The sequence below is a fragment of the Streptomyces sp. NPDC050759 genome, assembly GCF_044456945.1.
In the GTDB taxonomy this organism is placed as follows: Bacteria; Actinomycetota; Actinomycetes; order Streptomycetales; family Streptomycetaceae; genus Streptomyces.
Genome location: NZ_JBITGI010000003.1, coordinates 376424 through 393272 on the forward strand (window position 1 = coordinate 376424; position 16849 = coordinate 393272).

General features: G+C 69.3%; 15 protein-coding genes and 1 pseudogene. 8 read left to right on the forward strand and 8 right to left on the reverse strand.

All coding sequences use genetic code 11. From position 1 onward, the window contains the following. Positions 1 to 86: 86 nt before the first annotated feature. The 4 genes and pseudogenes from ACIBJB_RS11645 to ACIBJB_RS11660 all read left to right on the forward strand — a co-directional run. A complete protein-coding gene (locus ACIBJB_RS11645; protein WP_398929146.1) occupies positions 87 to 515 on the forward strand; it encodes a zinc ribbon domain-containing protein in 429 nt (142 codons plus the stop codon). Then, positions 512 to 1693, forward strand: a complete 1182-nt coding sequence (locus ACIBJB_RS11650) for a CaiB/BaiF CoA transferase family protein (protein ID WP_398929148.1) — start codon at positions 512 to 514, stop codon at positions 1691 to 1693. The genes ACIBJB_RS11645 and ACIBJB_RS11650 overlap by 4 nt, the downstream gene beginning before the upstream one ends. A gap of 16 nt (positions 1694 to 1709) precedes the next feature. Next, positions 1710 to 2885, forward strand: a complete 1176-nt coding sequence (locus ACIBJB_RS11655; RefSeq protein WP_398929150.1) for an acyl-CoA dehydrogenase family protein — start codon at positions 1710 to 1712, stop codon at positions 2883 to 2885. A gap of 47 nt (positions 2886 to 2932) precedes the next feature. After that, positions 2933 to 2992, forward strand: a pseudogene (locus ACIBJB_RS11660) (hypothetical protein); the annotation flags it as partial. 623 nt (positions 2993 to 3615) lie between these two features. On the opposite strand, the gene ACIBJB_RS11665 reads toward ACIBJB_RS11660, so the two are convergent. From ACIBJB_RS11665 to eno, 6 genes are all read right to left on the reverse strand, one after another. Then, positions 3616 to 4482: a 3-hydroxybutyryl-CoA dehydrogenase gene (locus ACIBJB_RS11665; protein ID WP_398929152.1), complete on the reverse strand. Its 867-nt coding sequence runs from the start codon at positions 4480 to 4482 to the stop codon at positions 3616 to 3618. A 179-nt stretch (positions 4483 to 4661) separates the two neighbouring features. Beyond that, entirely contained in the window at positions 4662 to 5567 is a 906-nt protein-coding gene (locus ACIBJB_RS11670; RefSeq protein WP_398929154.1) for a LysR substrate-binding domain-containing protein, read from the reverse strand. A gap of 75 nt (positions 5568 to 5642) precedes the next feature. Continuing rightward, positions 5643 to 6743: an alcohol dehydrogenase catalytic domain-containing protein gene (locus ACIBJB_RS11675; protein ID WP_398929156.1), complete on the reverse strand. Its 1101-nt coding sequence runs from the start codon at positions 6741 to 6743 to the stop codon at positions 5643 to 5645. 49 nt (positions 6744 to 6792) lie between these two features. Then, positions 6793 to 7344 carry a carboxymuconolactone decarboxylase family protein gene (locus tag ACIBJB_RS11680; RefSeq protein ID WP_398929158.1) on the reverse strand — a complete coding sequence of 184 codons (552 nt, stop codon included), beginning with the start codon at positions 7342 to 7344 and terminating at the stop codon, positions 6793 to 6795. Between the two features lie 25 nt (positions 7345 to 7369). After that, on the reverse strand, positions 7370 to 8374 hold the full coding sequence (locus tag ACIBJB_RS11685; RefSeq protein ID WP_398929160.1) for a VOC family protein: 1005 nt from the start codon (positions 8372 to 8374) through the stop codon (positions 7370 to 7372). 60 nt (positions 8375 to 8434) lie between these two features. Beyond that, positions 8435 to 9745, reverse strand: coding sequence for a phosphopyruvate hydratase (gene eno / locus ACIBJB_RS11690; protein ID WP_398929162.1), 1311 nt, complete (start codon positions 9743 to 9745; stop codon positions 8435 to 8437). 253 nt (positions 9746 to 9998) lie between these two features. Between eno and ACIBJB_RS11695 the strand changes: the two genes are divergently transcribed. After that, complete coding sequence (locus tag ACIBJB_RS11695) at positions 9999 to 10592, forward strand: NADPH-dependent FMN reductase (RefSeq protein WP_398929164.1); 594 nt, start codon at positions 9999 to 10001, stop codon at positions 10590 to 10592. An 86-nt stretch (positions 10593 to 10678) separates the two neighbouring features. Here the strand turns inward: ACIBJB_RS11695 and ACIBJB_RS11700 are convergent, their stop codons facing one another. Next, complete coding sequence (locus tag ACIBJB_RS11700) at positions 10679 to 11710, reverse strand: LacI family DNA-binding transcriptional regulator (RefSeq protein ID WP_398929166.1); 1032 nt, start codon at positions 11708 to 11710, stop codon at positions 10679 to 10681. Between the two features lie 93 nt (positions 11711 to 11803). Between ACIBJB_RS11700 and ACIBJB_RS11705 the strand changes: the two genes are divergently transcribed. Beyond that, a complete protein-coding gene (locus ACIBJB_RS11705; RefSeq protein WP_398929168.1) occupies positions 11804 to 12676 on the forward strand; it encodes a fumarylacetoacetate hydrolase family protein in 873 nt (290 codons plus the stop codon). A 74-nt stretch (positions 12677 to 12750) separates the two neighbouring features. Here the strand turns inward: ACIBJB_RS11705 and ACIBJB_RS11710 are convergent, their stop codons facing one another. Then, positions 12751 to 14019, reverse strand: coding sequence for an MFS transporter (locus ACIBJB_RS11710; RefSeq protein ID WP_398929170.1), 1269 nt, complete (start codon positions 14017 to 14019; stop codon positions 12751 to 12753). A 726-nt stretch (positions 14020 to 14745) separates the two neighbouring features. On the opposite strand from ACIBJB_RS11710, the gene ACIBJB_RS11715 reads away from it, so the two are divergent. Continuing rightward, on the forward strand, positions 14746 to 15750 hold the full coding sequence (locus ACIBJB_RS11715) for a C-terminal binding protein (protein WP_398929172.1): 1005 nt from the start codon (positions 14746 to 14748) through the stop codon (positions 15748 to 15750). Beyond that, positions 15747 to 16811, forward strand: coding sequence for a phosphotransferase family protein (locus tag ACIBJB_RS11720; RefSeq protein ID WP_398929174.1), 1065 nt, complete (start codon positions 15747 to 15749; stop codon positions 16809 to 16811). The genes ACIBJB_RS11715 and ACIBJB_RS11720 overlap by 4 nt, the downstream gene beginning before the upstream one ends. Positions 16812 to 16849: the final 38 nt, after the last annotated feature.

The following is a 16849-nucleotide window of genomic DNA, read 5'->3' on the forward strand; positions in this document are numbered from 1 at the left end:
CGATTCGCGGACGGGCCAGGGTGAGGGAGCCATATCGGACTCCGATCGCCCGTTTCCGGCCACCGGAGTGAGTACAGGAGGCTGTGATGCTTCAGACAGACAGCCGTGGACCCAACGAGTTCCGGACAGGCCATGACCTGCCTGCCGTGGCCACGACCGCCGACCCGTCCGCGCTGGAGGTCCGCAGCGAACTGCTCTTCCAGAGCTGCCTCTGGTGCGGCACCGCGGCCTACCGCCGTTCGTTCTGCCGCGCTTGTGGCTCCACCGCCTTCAAGCGGGAGCGCAGCACGGGTGCCGGTGCCCTCGTGCGCCGCATCGGCCAATCGCCACTCCACACCTGGTTCGTCGTGATGGACGAGGGCTTCACCCTGGTCTGTCAGATCGCCGGCACAGAACCTGCCGTGGCCGGAGTGGGGGCGAGGGTACGTGTCGTGCGGGCCGTAGCCCCTCGCGAGCAGGGCCTTCCCCTCGTCGAACTCACCTACCGTGCAATGTCCTTGGAGCGTTGGTGGTGAGCGACGCAGCAGAGCGCGCCGCGCTGCACGGGCTGCGCATCGCCGACTTCTCCCGGGTTCTCGCCGGACCCTATGCCACCATGCTCCTCGCCGACCTCGGCGCCGATGTGGTGAAGGTGGAGCGCCCGGGCATCGGGGACGAGACCCGGTCCTGGCACCCGCCGGCGGACCAGGACGGCACCTCGACGTACTTCTTGAGCGTCAACCGGAACAAACGGTCCGTCGTCCTGGACCTCACCACCCGGGCCGGCCTCGAACAGGCCCGCTCCCTGATCGCCGAATCCGACGTCGTGGTGGAGAACTTCCGTCCCGGCACGATGGAACGGCTGGGACTCGGTCATCGCGAACTCCGTGCCCGGCACCCGGAGCTGATCTATTGCTCGATCAGCGGTTTCGGCAGCGGCGCGGGCGCCGCGATCCCCGGCTACGACCTGCTGGTGCAGGCAGTCGGCGGACTGATGAGCGTGACCGGGACCGCGGACGGCGAACCGGTGAAGGCGGGCGTGGCCCTGGTCGACGTGATCACCGGACTGCACGCCTCGCTCGGCATCCTCGCCGCTCTACGGCACCGGGACGCCACCGGCGAAGGGCAGCTCGTGGAGGTGAACCTGCTCGGCTCGCTGCTGTCGGCCATGGTCAACCAGGCCTCGGCCTTCGCCGTAGCCGGTGTGGTTCCCGGCCGCATGGGCAACGCGCACCCGAGCATCGCCCCGTACGAGACCCTGCCGACCGCGGATCGGCCGATCGCCCTCGCGGTGGGCAACGACCGGCAGTTCGCGGCACTGGCGGAGGTCGTCGGGGATCCCGGTCTCGCTCTCGATGACCGCTTCCGCACCAACGCCGACCGGGTCGCTCATCGCGTCGAACTGCGGGACGTCCTGACCAAGCGGCTCGCCGCTGCGGGCGCAGACCACTGGTCCACCGTCCTGCTGGCGGCCGGGGTGCCCGCCGGACCGGTCAACACCCTCGACGAGGCTTTCGCCTTCGCCCACCGGCTCGGCCTTCCCGGCCTCGTCGACATCCCCCTGGCCGCAGCCGAGGGAGAGGAAACCACCCTCTCCCGCCAGGTCGCGCATCCCATCGGGCTGAGTGGCACCCCGGCTCGGTACCGCCTCGCCCCGCCCCGCCTGGGCCAGCACACCGCACAGATACTCGACCACCCCTTTATCCGAGCCTGAACACAAGGAGCACGACATGAGCGCCAAGCCGCTGAAGGACCCCCTCGAGCTGTTCGACATCGCCTCGGTTCTCACCGACGAGGAGCGCGAGATTCAGGCCACCGTCGCCAGGTTCCTCGCGGACCGGGTCCGCCCGCACATCGGCGAATGGTTCGAGAACGCCCACTTCGCTCGCGAACTCGCCCCGGAACTCGGCAAGTTGGGCGTACTCGGCATGCACCTCGAAGGGTACGGCTGCGCCGGGACGAACGCGGTCAGCTACGGGCTGGCCTGTCTGGAGCTGGAGGCCGCCGACTCCGGCTTCCGCAGCTTCGTCTCCGTGCAGGGCTCGCTGTCGATGTTCTCCATCTGGAAGTGGGGCTCGGAGGAGCAGAAGCAGGAGTGGCTGCCGCGGCTTGCCGCCGGTGAGGCGATCGGCTGCTTCGGCCTGACCGAGCCCGACTTCGGCAGCAACCCCTCCGGGATGCGCACCCGGGCCGTCCGCGACGGCGGTGACTGGATCCTGAACGGCTCCAAGATGTGGATCACCAACGGCGGCATCGCCGATGTGGCCACCGTCTGGGCGCAGACCGAGGAGGGCATCCGCGGCTTCCTCGTACCGCGCGGCACCCCGGGCTTCACCACCCAGGACATCAAGCAGAAGATGTCGCTCCGTGCGTCCATCACCTCGGAGCTGTACTTCGACAACGTACGGCTGCCCGACTCGGCCAGGCTGCCCCTCGCGGAGGGCCTGCGCGGACCGCTGTCCTGCCTGAACGAGGCCCGCTTCGGCATCCTGTTCGGCGCGGTCGGCGCCGCGCGCGACTCCATCCAGGCGGCCATCGAGTACGCCGACTCCCGGGTCCAGTTCGACAAGCCGATCAGCGCCTTCCAGCTCACCCAGAAGAAGCTCGCCGACATGACCGTGGCCGTGGGCAATGCCGCGCTGCTCGCCGTGCACCTGGGCCGCCTGAAGGACCAGCACCGCATCCGTCCCGAGCAGATCAGCGTCGGCAAGCTCAACAACGTCCGTGAGGCGATCGCGATCGCGCGGGAGTGCCGCACCGTCCTCGGCGCCAACGGCATCTCCCTGGAGTACTCGCCGCTGCGCCACGCCAACAACCTGGAGTCCGTCCTCACCTACGAAGGCACCAGCGAGATGCACACGCTGGTCATCGGCCAGGCGATCACCGGCTACCCGGCGTTCCGCTGACCGCCCCGGCCGCAAGGACGACGGATGCCGAGGTCACCGTCGTGTCCATGGGACCCGACTCGGCTCTCGACGCCATCCGCAAGGCCCTGGCGATGGGCGCTGACCGTGGGATCCACATCTGCGACGACCGGCTTCAGGACGCCGATGTGGTGACCACCGCCAGGGCGTGGCGGACGTGGACCTGGTCCTCGCCGGCAACGCGGCGACCGACGGACAGGCCAGTGCGGGTCCCGGCCATCGTCGCGGACCTGCTCGGCCTGCCCCAGCTCACCCACGTACGCGAACTCGACCTGGGCGCGGGGCGGGTGCCGCCGAGCGCGAGACAAGGAGGTGGCCGGGCGTCTCGCCGCGCGACTGGACAGCGGGTTGTTGATCGACGCGGTCGACCTGGACGCCTCCGGGGTGGTCACCCAGATCGTCTTCGGCGGGTCGTAACCGTACGCTCCGAGGTCACCCACGGGGTACCGGTGATCGCCCTGCGGCCGGCGCCTTCGAGCCGGAGGAACATCCCGTGGAGACGGTGGAACACCAGCTCGTCCCGGCGCCGGTCGACCCCGGCGGCATCCGCCCGCGTGACCGCCCGCCACGCCCCGCCCGCGGGCGACCGTCCCGGGCTCACCCCACCAATCGACCCGGAGGCGCCGGTCTTCGGTGTGGCCGACCACGGAGTGGTGGGCGACCTGTTCTCGGTAGCCCCCAACGCACGCCCACATGTGGCCCGCCGTAGCCCTCAGGCCGCCCGGTAGCTGAAGAACCCCTGCCCTGACTTACGGCCCAGCAGCCCCGATTCGACCATGCGGCGCAGCAGCGGGGGCGGGGCGTACAGCGGTTCCCGGTACTCCTCGTACAGTGCTTCACCGATCGCCGCGACGGTGTCGAGCCCGATGAGATCGGCCAGACGCAGCGGGCCCATGGGGTGCGCGCAGCCGGCGGTCATCCCCGTGTCGATGTCCTCCGCCGTCGCCGTACCCGAACTCACCATCCGCACCGCCGCCAACAGGTACGGAACCAGCAGGGAGTTCACCACGAAACCCGCGCGGTCCTGCGCCACGACCGTCTTCTTGCCCAGGATCTCGCCCGTGAAGGCACGCACCCGCAGTTCCGTGGCCTTGGAGGTGTGCAGCGAGGGGATCACCTCGACCAGCGGCATGACGGGAACCGGGTTGAAGAAGTGCAGGCCCACCACCGCCTCCGGCCGGCCGGTCACCGCCGCGAGCCTGGCGATGGGGATGGAGGACGTGTTGCTGGCCAGTACGGCGGCCGGGTTCGTGACCACCTTGTCCAGCTGCCGGAACAGTTCGGCCTTGGCCTGCTCGTCCTCCACGGCGGCCTCGATCACCAGGTCCGCGCTCGACAGGCGGGACAGATCGTCGGTGACCGAGACCCCGGCCAGGGCGAGTGCGCGGTCCTCGGGCGCGATCGCACCGCGCTTCTCCGCCTTGAGCAGGGAGTCCGCCACACCCGCCAGCCCGGCCCGGGCTCTGTCCACGGTCACGTCGCACAACGTGACGCGCAGCCCGGCCCGTGCACAGACCTCGGTGATGCCGCGGCCCATCTGGCCCGCGCCTACGATGCCCACGTGCTTGATCGCTGTCATGTGCTTCTCCGCCTGTCCCTCCGTCGGGCGGCGGTCGACCGACGCCGCCACGGTGTGTGCTTCCGTGTTGAGCGTAGACCGGAATACCCACTCTGACCTGCGAAAACAGTGCGTCATCCGCGCACAAACATGCGCCTGTTCGACGCTGACCGGCCGACCCACGCGGCGCTGCGCGGGCCTCAGCCGGCGGCCGTCGAGGCCGCGGCCTCCCGCAGCCGGCGGATCACGCCGCGCACCGCGGGCGAGGTCTCACCCCTGCGGTAGGCACCGACCAGCCGGGTGGTGAGCGATACGTCCGCCAGCGGACGGTAGGCCACCCCGGGGATGTGCACACGCCGCAGCGAGTCGGGGACCAGGGCCACCGCGAGACCACCGCCCACCAGCGTCAGCGCGGCGACGTAGTCCCGCACCGGGGGAGCGCACAGGGGGCTGAAGCCTCCCCGCTCGGCCACTTCCAGGATCTGGTCGCGGCAGCCGTACTCCTCGTCGAAGTGCGGGGCCACGAAGTTCTCGTCGCGCAGCATGGCCGCGGGAATCGTCTCGTACGCCGCCAGGGGCGCGCCGGCCGGCAGTGCCAGGACGACCTCCTCGCTGAGCAGGCAGGTGGCCGTGACCTCGGGCGGGTACTCCGGGCGCCAGCGCAGGAAGCCGACGTCGATGTCACCGCAGGCCAGTGCCTCAAGTTGGGCCGGTGTCTCCAACTCGCGCACCTGCACCGTCAGATCGGTGCCGGGGGCCGCGCACCGGGTGAGGACATCGGTGAGCACCCCGGAGAACGCGGCCGAGGCGACGTACGCGATCTGGGCGTGCCCCAGCTCCCCGCGACCTGCCCGCCGGCCCACGGCCACGGCTCGGGCGGCCTGTGCGAGGGTCAGCCGCGCTTCTTCGAGGAACAACTGCCCGGCACTGGTCAGCGCCGGGCGGGTGCGTCGCCCCCGGTCGATCAGCCGCACACCCAGGTGTGACTCCAGCGCCCTGACCTGGGCGCTGAGTGCCGACGGTGCGAGGTGCAGACGATCCGCCGCCCGCGCGAAGTGCAGTTCCTCCGCGACGACGACGAACGATTCCAGCCAGCGCAGTTCCACCGGCTCCTCCGTCCTGCTGGGCCTGTACCGACGAGAGCACGGCAATGGGTACGGGTGCGAACACCCTCGGCGGTCTCAGGGAAGCACGACGTAGTTGCTGAATCCGCCGTCGAGATCCGTGGCGCGTCCCGAGATCGCTTCGTTGACCTGGGACAGCGGGAAGGGTTTGGTGACCAGGTAGGACAGGTCCAGGGCGCCGGTGGCCACCATGTCGGCGACCTCCTGGCCCTGCGCGGTGGAGAACCAGTTGGAGCCGATCAGGTGGACCTGCTCGTCCATGAGCCACTTCACGTCCACGGGCAACCGGTCGGCCACGCCCCCGACGTTGACCACCCTGCCGCCCCGGCGGACGCCCTCCATGGAATCCAGCATCGTCTCCACCGGGGCCTTGGCGCCCAGAGCGCTGATGACGAAGTCCGCTCCCTCGCCTCCGGTGCGGGACTTCGCCCACGCACCGGTGGATCCCTCGCCCAGCCGCATGACCTCGATCCGGTCCGGGGCCAGTTCCTTGACGCGCTTGAGGAGTTCCTCGTTGCGGCCGGTGCCGAGGACCCTGGAGACGCCCGACGCCAGCGCGAGCAGGGTGGAGGCGACGCCGAGGGTGCCGGTGATTCCGTCGATCAGCCCGACCTGGCCGGGGCCGGCCACGGCGTACTTGAGGGCTCTGTAGGAGGTGCCGATGTAGCCGAGCTTGCCGGCCTGCTCGAACGTCATGTTGTCGGGGATGTTGACGATCGAGTGCTGCGGCGCCGTCATGTACTCGCAGAACCCGCCGTACGGGTAGAGGTCGAAGATCCGCCGGCCGTCGCGGGAGGTGCTGAAGTAACCGTTCAGGGTGAAGTAGCGGCACCGGCTGAGCTCGCCTCCGCGGCACACCTGACAGCTGCCGCAGGAGCGCAGCGGGCTCACATAGACCCGGTCGCCGGGCTTGGTGTTGAGCACCGCCTCGCCGACCGCCTCGACCACGCCCGCCGGGTCCAGGCCGAAGATCGCGGGCAGCTTCGGCAGCGGCTGGTGCGGGTACCAAGAGGGCCAGTTGTTGATCACGTTGGCCATGTTCGGCACGATTCCGCATGCCTTGACGCGCACCAGCACGTCGGTCGGCCGGGGGGTGGGCACGTCTACGGTGTCCACGGACATCGGCTCACCGAGCTTGTGCAGTCGTGCAGCGAGCATCTTCGCCATTGAAATACTCCGGTATTGATGGGCAGTACGGTGCCGAGAGCTATGAATTCTGGAAAGGGTTCGGGTAATTGTCCTCAAGGTCGATGTCCAGCAGACCCATGATGCGGACGCCGGAGTTGTACCAGGCGATGGACAACGACAGTTCGACCATCTGCCGGTCCGTCAGGTGATCGGCGGCGGCACGCCATGTCTTTTCGGAGACATCGACGTGGAGTGTGGACTCCTTCGCGAGGCGCATGACCGCCTTTTCCGTCGCGTCGAACAGCTCGGACGACTCGAAGTCGGCCACCGCCGCGAGCTGTTCCCCGGTGAGTCCGGCCTTGAGTCCGTGCGACTGGTGGTGTGCGACCTCGTAGGCGGAACGGGTCGCGTACCCCACGGTCAGAATGGCCAGCTCACGCAGCTTGGGGCTGAGGTCGGCGGCCCGCAGTGAGTTGGCGTAGGTCAGGAACCCGTCCAGTTGCTCGGGCGCGCCCGCGAGAGCGAGGAAGATGTTCGCCGTCGGTACTTTGCGTTCGGCTTCGAGCCGGTCGTACAGGGGCTTGTTCGCCTCGTCCGCGTCCTCGCGGCGCAGGTAGGGAACGCGTGCCATGTCGTCTCCTCGGGGGACGGAAGGGTCAGTGGGCGGACTGCTCGAGCAGGTACCGCTCGAGAGTCATGGGCTGCGGCACCTGGGCCGGCGGGATCTGCTTCACTCCCACGAAGGGCGAGGCCTCGAAGTACCACTTCTCCAGCGCGGGAAGCCCCCAGCGCACGTTGGTGCTCAGCGATCCCGCGTCCCAGCGGACCGGCTCCACCTCGGTGTCGATGGTCTGGTAGTGGCTGTTGAAGACCTCCACCCGGTGACCGTCGGGGTCGCGGAGGTAGGTGAAGAGCATCCCGCCCGGCCCGTGCCGTCCCGGACCCCGCTCCACCCCTTCGCCGTAGCCGAGGATGCCCGCCCAGTCGCAGGCGGTGAAGATGTCGCGGCTCTCGGACACGGTGTAGGCGAAGTGGTGCAGGGCGGGCCCGGTGTTCTCCACGATCGCGAGGTCCAGGCACGTGCCCTTGCGGTACATGAACGCGCTCAGCAGCGTGTCGCCGTGTGCCAGGTACTCGGAGTTGCGGAAGCCGAGTTCGCCGTAGAACGCGGTCAGTTCATAGGTGTTCGGCGCGAAGGTCTGGAAGTGGTCCAGACGTTGGGCGTGGGCGCCCTTGTAGTGCTCGAAGTCGATGTGCAGCCTCGGGCGCGTCTCCATGTGCGCGCAGAGTTCCAGCGGTGTACCGACCGGGTCGCTGACGTGCAGGGTGCGGCCCTGGTACGGCATGTCGACCCACTCCGCGGGCAGCCCCCGGTCGCGGAACCATGCGTAGGCGATGTCGAGGTCCTCGTCGAGGAAGACACGGAAACCGATCCTCTGACAGGAACCGGCACCCTCTTCGTCCAGGTCCAGGACGAGGCTGTGGTGGCATGCCTCGGCGAGCCCGCGGAGATAACAGGTGCGCTCGTCCTCGTCGCTGACGACGAGCCCGAGGGCGCTCGCGTAGAAGTTCCGGCTCTCGGCCAGGTCCGCGACCGTGAGCCGGACATGACTGGAGCGGGTGATGTTGAAACTCGGTCGCAGATTGACGGGTGGCAGCATGCTGGACTCCGTGCTCCGGTTCGGCTCTTGATTTCGATGACTGTAATGCTTTGGGCTGTTTTACGGCTTGGCCGCGGAACGGGTGGAATCGGCGAATGTGAAGGCGGACCAGCCGCTGAATTCCGCGGAATCACCGAGGGCCTCCTCGATGCGCAGAACCTCGTTCCACTTCGCCATGCGCTCGGAGCGTGTGAAGGAGCCCACCTTCAGCTGGCCCGCGTCCCATCCGACGCTCAGATGCGCGATGGTGATGTCTTCGCTCTCGCCGGAGCGGGCCGACACGATGGTGGCGAAGCCGGCGTCCTTTCCGGCGCGCAGGGCCTGGTGGGCCTCGGTGACCGTGCCCGCCTGGTTCGGCTTGACGAGGACGGCGTTCGCCGCACCGTTGGTGGCCGCCGCCTCGACGCGCTTGGCGTTGGTGACCAGGTAGTCGTCGCCGATCACCTGACAGCGGTGGCCGAATCGCCGGGTGAACTCCACCATGCCCTCGTGGTCGTCCTCGCCCACCGGGTCCTCGACGGACAGGATCGGGTACTGCTCGATCCAGCCGCCGAGCATGTCGATCAGCGCCGCGGTGTCCAGGGCGCGGTCATCCAGGGCCAGCGCGTAGCGCCCACCGGTGCCGAACTGTGAGGCCGCGATGTCCAGCGAGATACCGACCTGCGTGGCCGGCGTGAAGCCGGCGGTCTCGATGGCGAGGGTCAAGGTCTCCAGCGCCTCCTCGTTGGAGTCGAACGCGGGCCAGAAGCCGCCCTCGTCCGCCACGCCCTGTGCCTTGCCCGCCTTGCGCATCAGGCTGCCGGCCGCCCGGTAGATCTCCGCCGTCCAGTCGAGGGCCTCGCAGAAGCTGCGTGCCGCGGGGCAGACGACCATGAAGTCCTGGACGTCCACGCGACGGTCCGCGTGGGCGCCGCCGCCGAAGATCTGGATCTCCGGCAGGGGGATGCGAACCGGCCGACCGCCCGACAGGTGCCGCCACAGCGGTACGCCCGCCGACGCGGCGGCGGCGTGCAGCACCGCCATGGACGTGGCGACGATGGCGTTGCCGCCCAGGCGGCTGCGGTCGGGGGTGCCGTCGAGGTTCACCAGGAGCCGGTCGACGGCCTCCTGGTCGATCGCGTCGAGGTCCAGGAGGGCGGGCGCGATCTCCTGGTTGACCGAACCGACGGCGCGACGGACGTCGAGTCCGCCGAACCGGGAGCCGCCGTCCCGCAGGTCGAGCGCCTCGCCCTGACCCGTCGAGGCGCCGGCCGGTGCGATGGCCCGACCGACCGCTCCGTCCGCGAGGTGCACCTCGACCTCGACGGTCGGCCGCCCGCGGGAGTCCCACACCCTGCGGCCGTAGAGCTTGGCGATCCGCGCGTCTGTCATTGCGGTGCGACCTTTCGGAGTCGGACGGTCGAGCGGACCGGCCTCTGGCGTCGACACCCGAATCGGTGCGGCGCCGTGCTATCGATAGCGCAATCGTGCGAACTGTGCCTCGTCCTGTCAAGGGGTGAGGGGTGTCCCACTCTCTTGCGTTGTTCGTTTGCCTGTGTCCAGGCCGTTGCGGCGCCAATGCTATCGTTCGCACAACCTGCTGCAGTGGCGGGCCGATCGCGGTCGACAGGAAAGCGAGCCCGACATGACATCCGAGCCCTCGATGGCGCCCATGACCCTGACCACGGTCGTGGCCAGCACGCGTCCCGGACGTGTGGGCAGATCCGTCGCGGACTGGTTCACCTCCCAGGCCGCCGAGTGCGACCAGTTCGCATCACACCTGGTCGACCTGCGCGAACTCGACCTGCCGTTCTACGACGAGCCGCATCCGCCCGCTCTGAGGCAGTACACGAAGAGCCACACCCGTGCCTGGAGCCGGATCGTCGACGCGTCGGACGCGTTCGTGTTCGTCACCCCGGAGTACAACGGAGGTTTTCCGGCCCCCTTGAAGAACGCGTGGGACTACCTCGTGGTGGAGTGGCAGCACAAACCGGCGGCGTTCGTCAGCTACGGCGGTGTCTCTGCGGGCACCCGGGCGGTGCAGATGGCCAAGCAGGTCGTGGCCAACCTCAGGATGCTGCCGATCGGGCCGGCGGTGAGCATCCCCTTCGTCAACGAACAGGTCGACGACGGCGCCTTCCGCCCCGGCAAGATTCACGAGGTGGCGGCCGGGCACGTGCTCGAGGAACTCGCGCGCACCGCCACCGTCATGCGTCGGCTGCGCAGCGGAGCCCACTGACGCGACGCGTGAACATGAAGGTGCCCGGAGCGCTGCGCTCCGGGCACCTTCATGTTCACGCGCAGGGCCGTCGCGGTGCGACCCGCTCAGGCGAACCTGGACGGAACCTTTCCGTCGGGAGGTGCCGTGCTGCCGCGCAGAATCAGTGCTCCAGGGGAGACCGACGTGTACGGGACGTCGTTGTCCGGCTCGTTCTTGAGGCGACGCAGAAGCCACAGTGCGCAGCTGGTCGCCATCTCCTGGATCGGCAGGCCGATCGTGGTGAGCCCGGGGCCCCACCAGGAGAAGCCGGGCTCGTCCCCGAATCCGACCACGGACAGCTCGCCGGGCACCTTCACGCCCTGCGCGGACAGCTCCTCCAGAACGCCCAGGGTGAGCTGGATCGATCCCAGCACGAGTGCGGTGGGAGCGGCCGGCCCTTGCAGCAGCCGACGCACCGCCTCGCGCCCGTGGTGCACGGACGACGGCGGCCCCAGCTCGGCGCGTCCGGCGTCGTCCGCGAGGCCGCCCTCCTCAAGGGCGGCGCGGAAGCCGCCCAGACGCTCCGCACCCGTGGGCAGCTCCTCGGGGCCGCCCAGGTAGGCGATGCGGGTGTGTCCCAGCGCCACCAGGTGGGCCGTGGCCCGGTGCAGCGCCTCGCGGTCGTCCACACCGAACCACTGGGAACCGAGCGAGGGGTGGCGGCGCAGCAACTGCAGGTGCGGTACGGCGCGCAGGAGTTTGACGGACTCGCTGTGCGGACGCGCGGTGGGCACGATGATGACGCCGGCCACGCGGTTCGCGGACAGCTCCCGCAGATGACGCAGCTCCACCATCCGGTCGTCGTCGGTCTCCGAGAGCATCAACTGGTAGCCCTCGGCCGCCATGTTCCTGGAGAGCTCGTGCGCGATGGTCGAGTAGAAGCTGTTGCGGATGTCGGGGATCACCAGCGCGACCACATTGCTGGACGCTCCGCGCATCATCCGCGCCGCCCGGTTGCCGACGTAGCCCATCTCGGAAGCGGTCTGGCGGACCCGGAACTTGGTCTCCTCGCTGATGCGCGCGTCGTCGGCGAGCGCCCGGCCGACCGTCGAGACGGAGATCCCGAGGCGCTCGGCGATGTCCCTGGTCGTGATCACGTGAGCGTCCCCTCCGGCTGACTGGTCCCGCGGTCGTCACTTTCTGTATGCCAACGATAGCACTCATGTTGCGCTGCGTGGTCGGGGAGTGGGGTGGCGAGCTCGGGCAACACCCATTGTGCTAACGTTAGCATTGCTGGATGGGCCGTGCAGCCGCCCATGGCTGCCCAAAGTGCGGAGGTGTCCGTGCGGATCGTCAGGTATGCCGTCGGCGGTGTGCGTCACTACGGAGAACTCGAACCCGGTGACCTCACCATCGCCCGATTCGAGGGCGATCCCTTTACGGGGCTGTCCCGTGCGGGACACGTCGACGAAGTGAGCGACGTCGTCATTCTCCCGCCGGTCGAGAAACCCCGGATCTACGGGTTCGCGTACAACTACGCCTCACACGTCGACGAGACCGACCGTGAGATTCCGGAGGTTCCCGTGTGCTTCATGAAGCCGAGCACGGCGGTGGTGGGGCCGGGGGACGCCATCATTTATCCGACGGATGGCGAACTCATCCATTTCGAGGGCGAGTTGGTCGTGGTCATCGGAAAGGAAGCCCGCCATGTCAAGCCTTCCGAGGCTCATGAGTACATCCTCGGCTATACCTGCGGAAATGACGTCAGCGACCGCATCGTGCAGCGCAAGGAAAGCACATACGGAACGCTGCTGATCGGGAAGGGCCAGGACACCTTCGCTCCCCTCGGGCCGGTCATCGCCACGGAACTCGACCCGTCCGCACTGTCGTTGACGACCCGTGTGAACGGCCGTGTCATGCAGTCGGCCAGCACCGCCGACCTGCTGCTCGCCGTCCCCGACCTCGTCAGCTACCTCAGCCGCTACCTGACGCTGCTGCCCGGAGACGCGATCATGACCGGCACGCCTTCCGGTGTCGGGCCGATCCGTCCCGGAGACGAGGTCGAGGTCGAGATCGAGGGCATCGGCGTTCTGCGCAACCCGGTCGTGGCCGAGAGCCGTTGACCGCAAAGGCCCGCGGAGTGACCGCACAAGGGGGGCTGCCCACCGCCGAGCGGTGGGCAGCCCCCTTTGGCGTGTCAGCGGACCGCGCTGTTGAACTGCGAGGGACGGACGAAGGCGAGGGCGAGGACGCCGACCAGCGGCAGGAGCGTGACCTGCAGGAGTCCGGCCCTGTCCCAGCCGAAGGAGCCCACCAGGGCGGCGAAGAGCAGACCCGAGAACGCCGCCGGTCCGTAGTAGCTGGTGACGAATAGGCCGGAGGCGCGTCCGATCTGCGCCGGACGGACGGCCCGCTGCATCGCACTGTTGCTGTTGGGATAGATGAACCCCAGGCCGAAGGCGCCCATGAGGAAGGCGAACACGCACTGCACGCCGACCCCCGCCTGTGTCTCGTAGATGCACACGCTGATGGCGGAGACGGCCAGCAGGCTCAGGATCAGCAGGTTGCGCTGGTTCACGCGGTCGCCGAGCCAGCCGCCGAACAGGGCTGTCATGCCGCCGAAGCCGAGGAAGCTCATCGCCAGCGCGGCCTGCTCGGAGGAGTAGTGCAGCGCGGTGATGAGGTACGTCGGGTAGAGGCCCAGGAATCCGTAGATGGCCACACCGCTGACGACCGAGTGGACGGCCAGCGCGATGGTGTTGCGGTTGTAGGCGGAGGCCGGCATGTACTCGTAGGTGCTGGTCGAGACGGCCTTGTCGGCGGAGTGTTCGGTCAGACCGGCCTTCACGAGGAACAGGGAGGCGGCCGCGATCAGCAGCCCGGCCGTGCCGAACAGGTAGAAGGGCGAGTGCCAGGTGCCGTGCGTGCCGGTGAGTCCGACACCGATGAGCGGGGCGATGAACACGCCGACGGAGTAGCCCATGCCGATGACACCGAACGCGAGGCCGCGCCGCTGGACGAAGAAGCCTCCCATCGCCGCGAAGATCGCAGCGGACTGCATGCCCTCACCGAAACCCGACACGACCCGGTACAGGGTCATGTCGGCGAAGCCGGTCGCCAGCGGGGTGGCCATCGTGCCCAGGGAGTAGATGACGATGCTGACCAGCAGGACGGTCTTGCGTCGGAAGCGGTCCAGCAGATACCCCGCGGGCAGGCCGGCCAGGGCCATGCCGAGGGTGAAGTTCGTCGCCAGCAGGCCGCCCTGGTCCAGGGAGAACCCGTATTCCGCACGGATGTTGGGCAGCAGCGGCGGGAAGACCTGACGGTCCATCGCGTTGACCATGTAGGAGAGGACCACCAACAGGAAGCCCACGCCGATCATGGCCCGGGAGACGGGGGGCCGGCTGCTTTCCTGTGTGCCCTTGACGGGCACTGCACTGGTGTCGACTTGCGCTGCGTGAGGCATTGCGGCTCCTGATGAGGAATGGGCCACGGCAGGCCGCGGCGGATCCATCGGCGCACGGAGGCGTGCGGCGAGGAAAGAAGCGGTGAGCTGAACACGGACTCGAGTCGGCGACGGCGAAATCGGCGCCGTCTGACGGAATGCGGGCGATCGGCCACCGCGCGGTCGGACACCGCATGCGGAATTCAGCCGGAATGCGCCCGTCGGGGACGTCCGTGGCTATGGCGTCTTCGACAACCGGACCTGGTGCGGATACGTGTCGGCCGCACGGCCGGGGTTGGCTGAAACCATGAAGGGAAGTGCCCGGCGCGTCAAGACGTACGGATGGATTTCCTGGGATTCCACCGCTTTGCTGTGATGAGCGGGCTCGTCGGCTTCGAGTGCGGTGCGCGGGTGAGCCGCCGCACGCCGCGTTCTTGACGATTCGCAGACCCACAGTGCTATCGTTAGCACCACGTGGCTGTGACAAAGTGATTCGACGTGCCCCGGCATCGCGTGACCCAGTTCCGGGGGGCTGTGCCGGCGTCTTCCGACCACGAGTCGGAGAGCGCCGGTGACACCCGACCGAGCCCAGCGACACTCTTCCCCCGCACTCATGGCGGCCGTGGACCATCGGACAAGCCGACGGCCGCCGTCCCGGGTGATGCTCAGACCTGCTGATCGGACGCGACCGGACGTCGAACCCGGCCGTCCACGGCGGCCGTACGACTTCTGCGAGGACGATCTGCCATGACACCACCGAGCCGCCCAGACACCGTGCTGCTCACCGACTACGCCTGGCCCGACGACTCCGTCGAGCGATCCGTCATCGAGGGCGCGGGCCACACGCTGGTGTCCGGCCCCGCGGAACCCGCCTCCGTCGAGACCATCGAGGAACTGGTCGCCGAGCACCGGCCCGCCGGCATCCTCACCTGCTGGGCGCCCGTCTCCTCCCTCGCCGTCGACGCTTCACCCGATCTTCGGATCGTGGCCAGGCTCGGCGTGGGCCTCGACAACATCGCCGTGGACACGGCCACCGAGCGGGGTGTGTGGGTCACCAACGTGCCGGACTACTGCGTCGACGAGGTCTCCGACCACGCCGTCGGCATGGTGCTCGCCTGGACGCGCGGCCTGGCCGTCCTCGACCGGGAGGTCCGTACGGGTCGCTGGGACCCGGCCGGCGCGCGGTTGCGCCGGTTGTCCACGCTGACCTGCGGCATCGTCGGCTTCGGCCGGATCGGACGCGCCACCGCCCGCAAGCTCGCCGCGTTCGGCTGCCGGATCCTCGCCCACGACCCTCATCTTCCGAAGGACGCCCCCGGAGTCGAGCTGGTGGACCTTCAGGAGCTGCTGCGCCGAAGCGACGCGGTGATCCTCCATGTGCCGCTGACGCCCGGCACGCACCACCTCGTCGGCGCGGATCAGCTGGCCTTGATGAAGCCGGGCGGGCTGCTGGTCAACGTCAGCCGCGGCGGCCTGGTGGACACCGACGCGGTCATCAAGGCGCTGGACGGCGGTCAGCTGGACGGAGCCGCCTTCGACGTCCTGGAGAGCGAGCCCCACGTCCCCGCCGGGTTGCTCGACCAGCCCGGTGCGCTGCTCACCCCCCACGTCGCCTTCTCCTCCGACGCCTCGGTCACGGAACTGCGCCGCCGCGCCGCCGAGGAGGTCGTTCGGATCCTGGCGGGCGAGGCCCCGGCACACCCCTGCAACCGCCCCGGCGGCCTGCCCGCCGGACCGGGTGACCGGCGATGAGCCCCACGGCAGCGCCGGAGACCCCGGACCCCGCCCTGTCCGATTTCATGACCGCACACGAGCTCGCACGCCCCGGCGAAGCCGCGCGGTGGACGCCGCTGGCCGGAGGGGTCTCCTCCGACCTGTGGCGGGTGGACCTGCCGGGGCGCTCCCTGTGCGTCAAGCGGGCCCTGGCCCGGCTGCGGGTAGCGGCCGACTGGAAGGCGCCGGTGTCGCGCAACGCCTATGAATGGGCGTGGATGCGGTTCGCGTCCCTGCACCGGCCGGACAGCGTGCCCGAACTGCTGGCGCACGACCCCGAAGCCGGCCTGTTCGCGATGGCGTACCTGCCCGCCGAGCGCTACCCCATGTGGAAGTCCCAACTCCTGGCAGGCGAGGTGGAGCCGGCGACCGCGGCGGCCGTCGGAGAGGTGCTCGGCGCCCTGCACGCGGCGAGCGCGAATGACACGGCCCTCGCCGCGGAGTTCGCCACGGACGCCAACTTCCACGCTCTGCGCATCGAGCCGTACCTTCTGGCCACCGCGGCGGCGCACCCCGGCCTGGCGGACATCCTCCAGCGCCTCGCCGACCGCACGGCCGGTACCCGCCTGGCCCTGGTGCACGGCGACGTCAGCCCCAAGAACATCCTCGTCGGCCCGTCGGGGCCCGTGCTGCTGGACGCCGAGTGCGCCTGGTACGGCGACCCGGCCTTCGATCTGGCCTTCTGCGTCAACCATCTGCTCCTCAAGAGCCTCGTCGTGCCCGGCCGCCGCGCCGAACTCCTGCGGTCCGCCCATGCGCTGGCCGGGCCATACCTGCGGCAGGTCGACTGGGAACCCCGATCCGCCCTGGAGGCGCGGACCGCCTCCCTGCTGCCGGCACTGCTGCTCGCCCGTGTGGACGGCAAGTCCCCGGTGGAGTACCTCACGGACGACCGGCACCGGCTGTTCGTCCGGACGGTGGCGTCGGCCCTGCTGCGGGCGCCCGCAGCCACGGTGGTCGGTGTGCTGGACGCCTGGGCGACCGCCTTGGAAGGTCCGACGCGGCCCGGGATCCAGACCGACAGCGGCCGAACCGCGTGACCGATCGTCCGGTGGATCCGGCAGACCGAAGGACACAG

Bases quoted from the DNA above. Each gene is read 5' to 3' on its own strand.
- ACIBJB_RS11645 (WP_398929146.1), top strand. From the start codon at position 87: ATGCTTCAGACAGACAGCCGTGGACCCAACGAGTTCCGGACAGGCCAT.
- ACIBJB_RS11655 (WP_398929150.1), top strand. From the start codon at position 1,710: ATGAGCGCCAAGCCGCTGAAGGACCCCCTCGAGCTGTTCGACATCGCC.
- ACIBJB_RS11665 (WP_398929152.1), bottom strand. From the start codon at position 4,482: ATGACAGCGATCAAGCACGTGGGCATCGTAGGCGCGGGCCAGATGGGC.
- ACIBJB_RS11675 (WP_398929156.1), bottom strand. From the start codon at position 6,743: ATGCTCGCTGCACGACTGCACAAGCTCGGTGAGCCGATGTCCGTGGAC.
- ACIBJB_RS11680 (WP_398929158.1), bottom strand. From the start codon at position 7,344: ATGGCACGCGTTCCCTACCTGCGCCGCGAGGACGCGGACGAGGCGAAC.
- ACIBJB_RS11685 (WP_398929160.1), bottom strand. From the start codon at position 8,374: ATGCTGCCACCCGTCAATCTGCGACCGAGTTTCAACATCACCCGCTCC.
- eno (WP_398929162.1), bottom strand. From the start codon at position 9,745: ATGACAGACGCGCGGATCGCCAAGCTCTACGGCCGCAGGGTGTGGGAC.
- ACIBJB_RS11695 (WP_398929164.1), top strand. From the start codon at position 9,999: ATGACATCCGAGCCCTCGATGGCGCCCATGACCCTGACCACGGTCGTG.
- ACIBJB_RS11710 (WP_398929170.1), bottom strand. From the start codon at position 14,019: ATGCCTCACGCAGCGCAAGTCGACACCAGTGCAGTGCCCGTCAAGGGC.
- ACIBJB_RS11715 (WP_398929172.1), top strand. From the start codon at position 14,746: ATGACACCACCGAGCCGCCCAGACACCGTGCTGCTCACCGACTACGCC.
- ACIBJB_RS11720 (WP_398929174.1), top strand. From the start codon at position 15,747: ATGAGCCCCACGGCAGCGCCGGAGACCCCGGACCCCGCCCTGTCCGAT.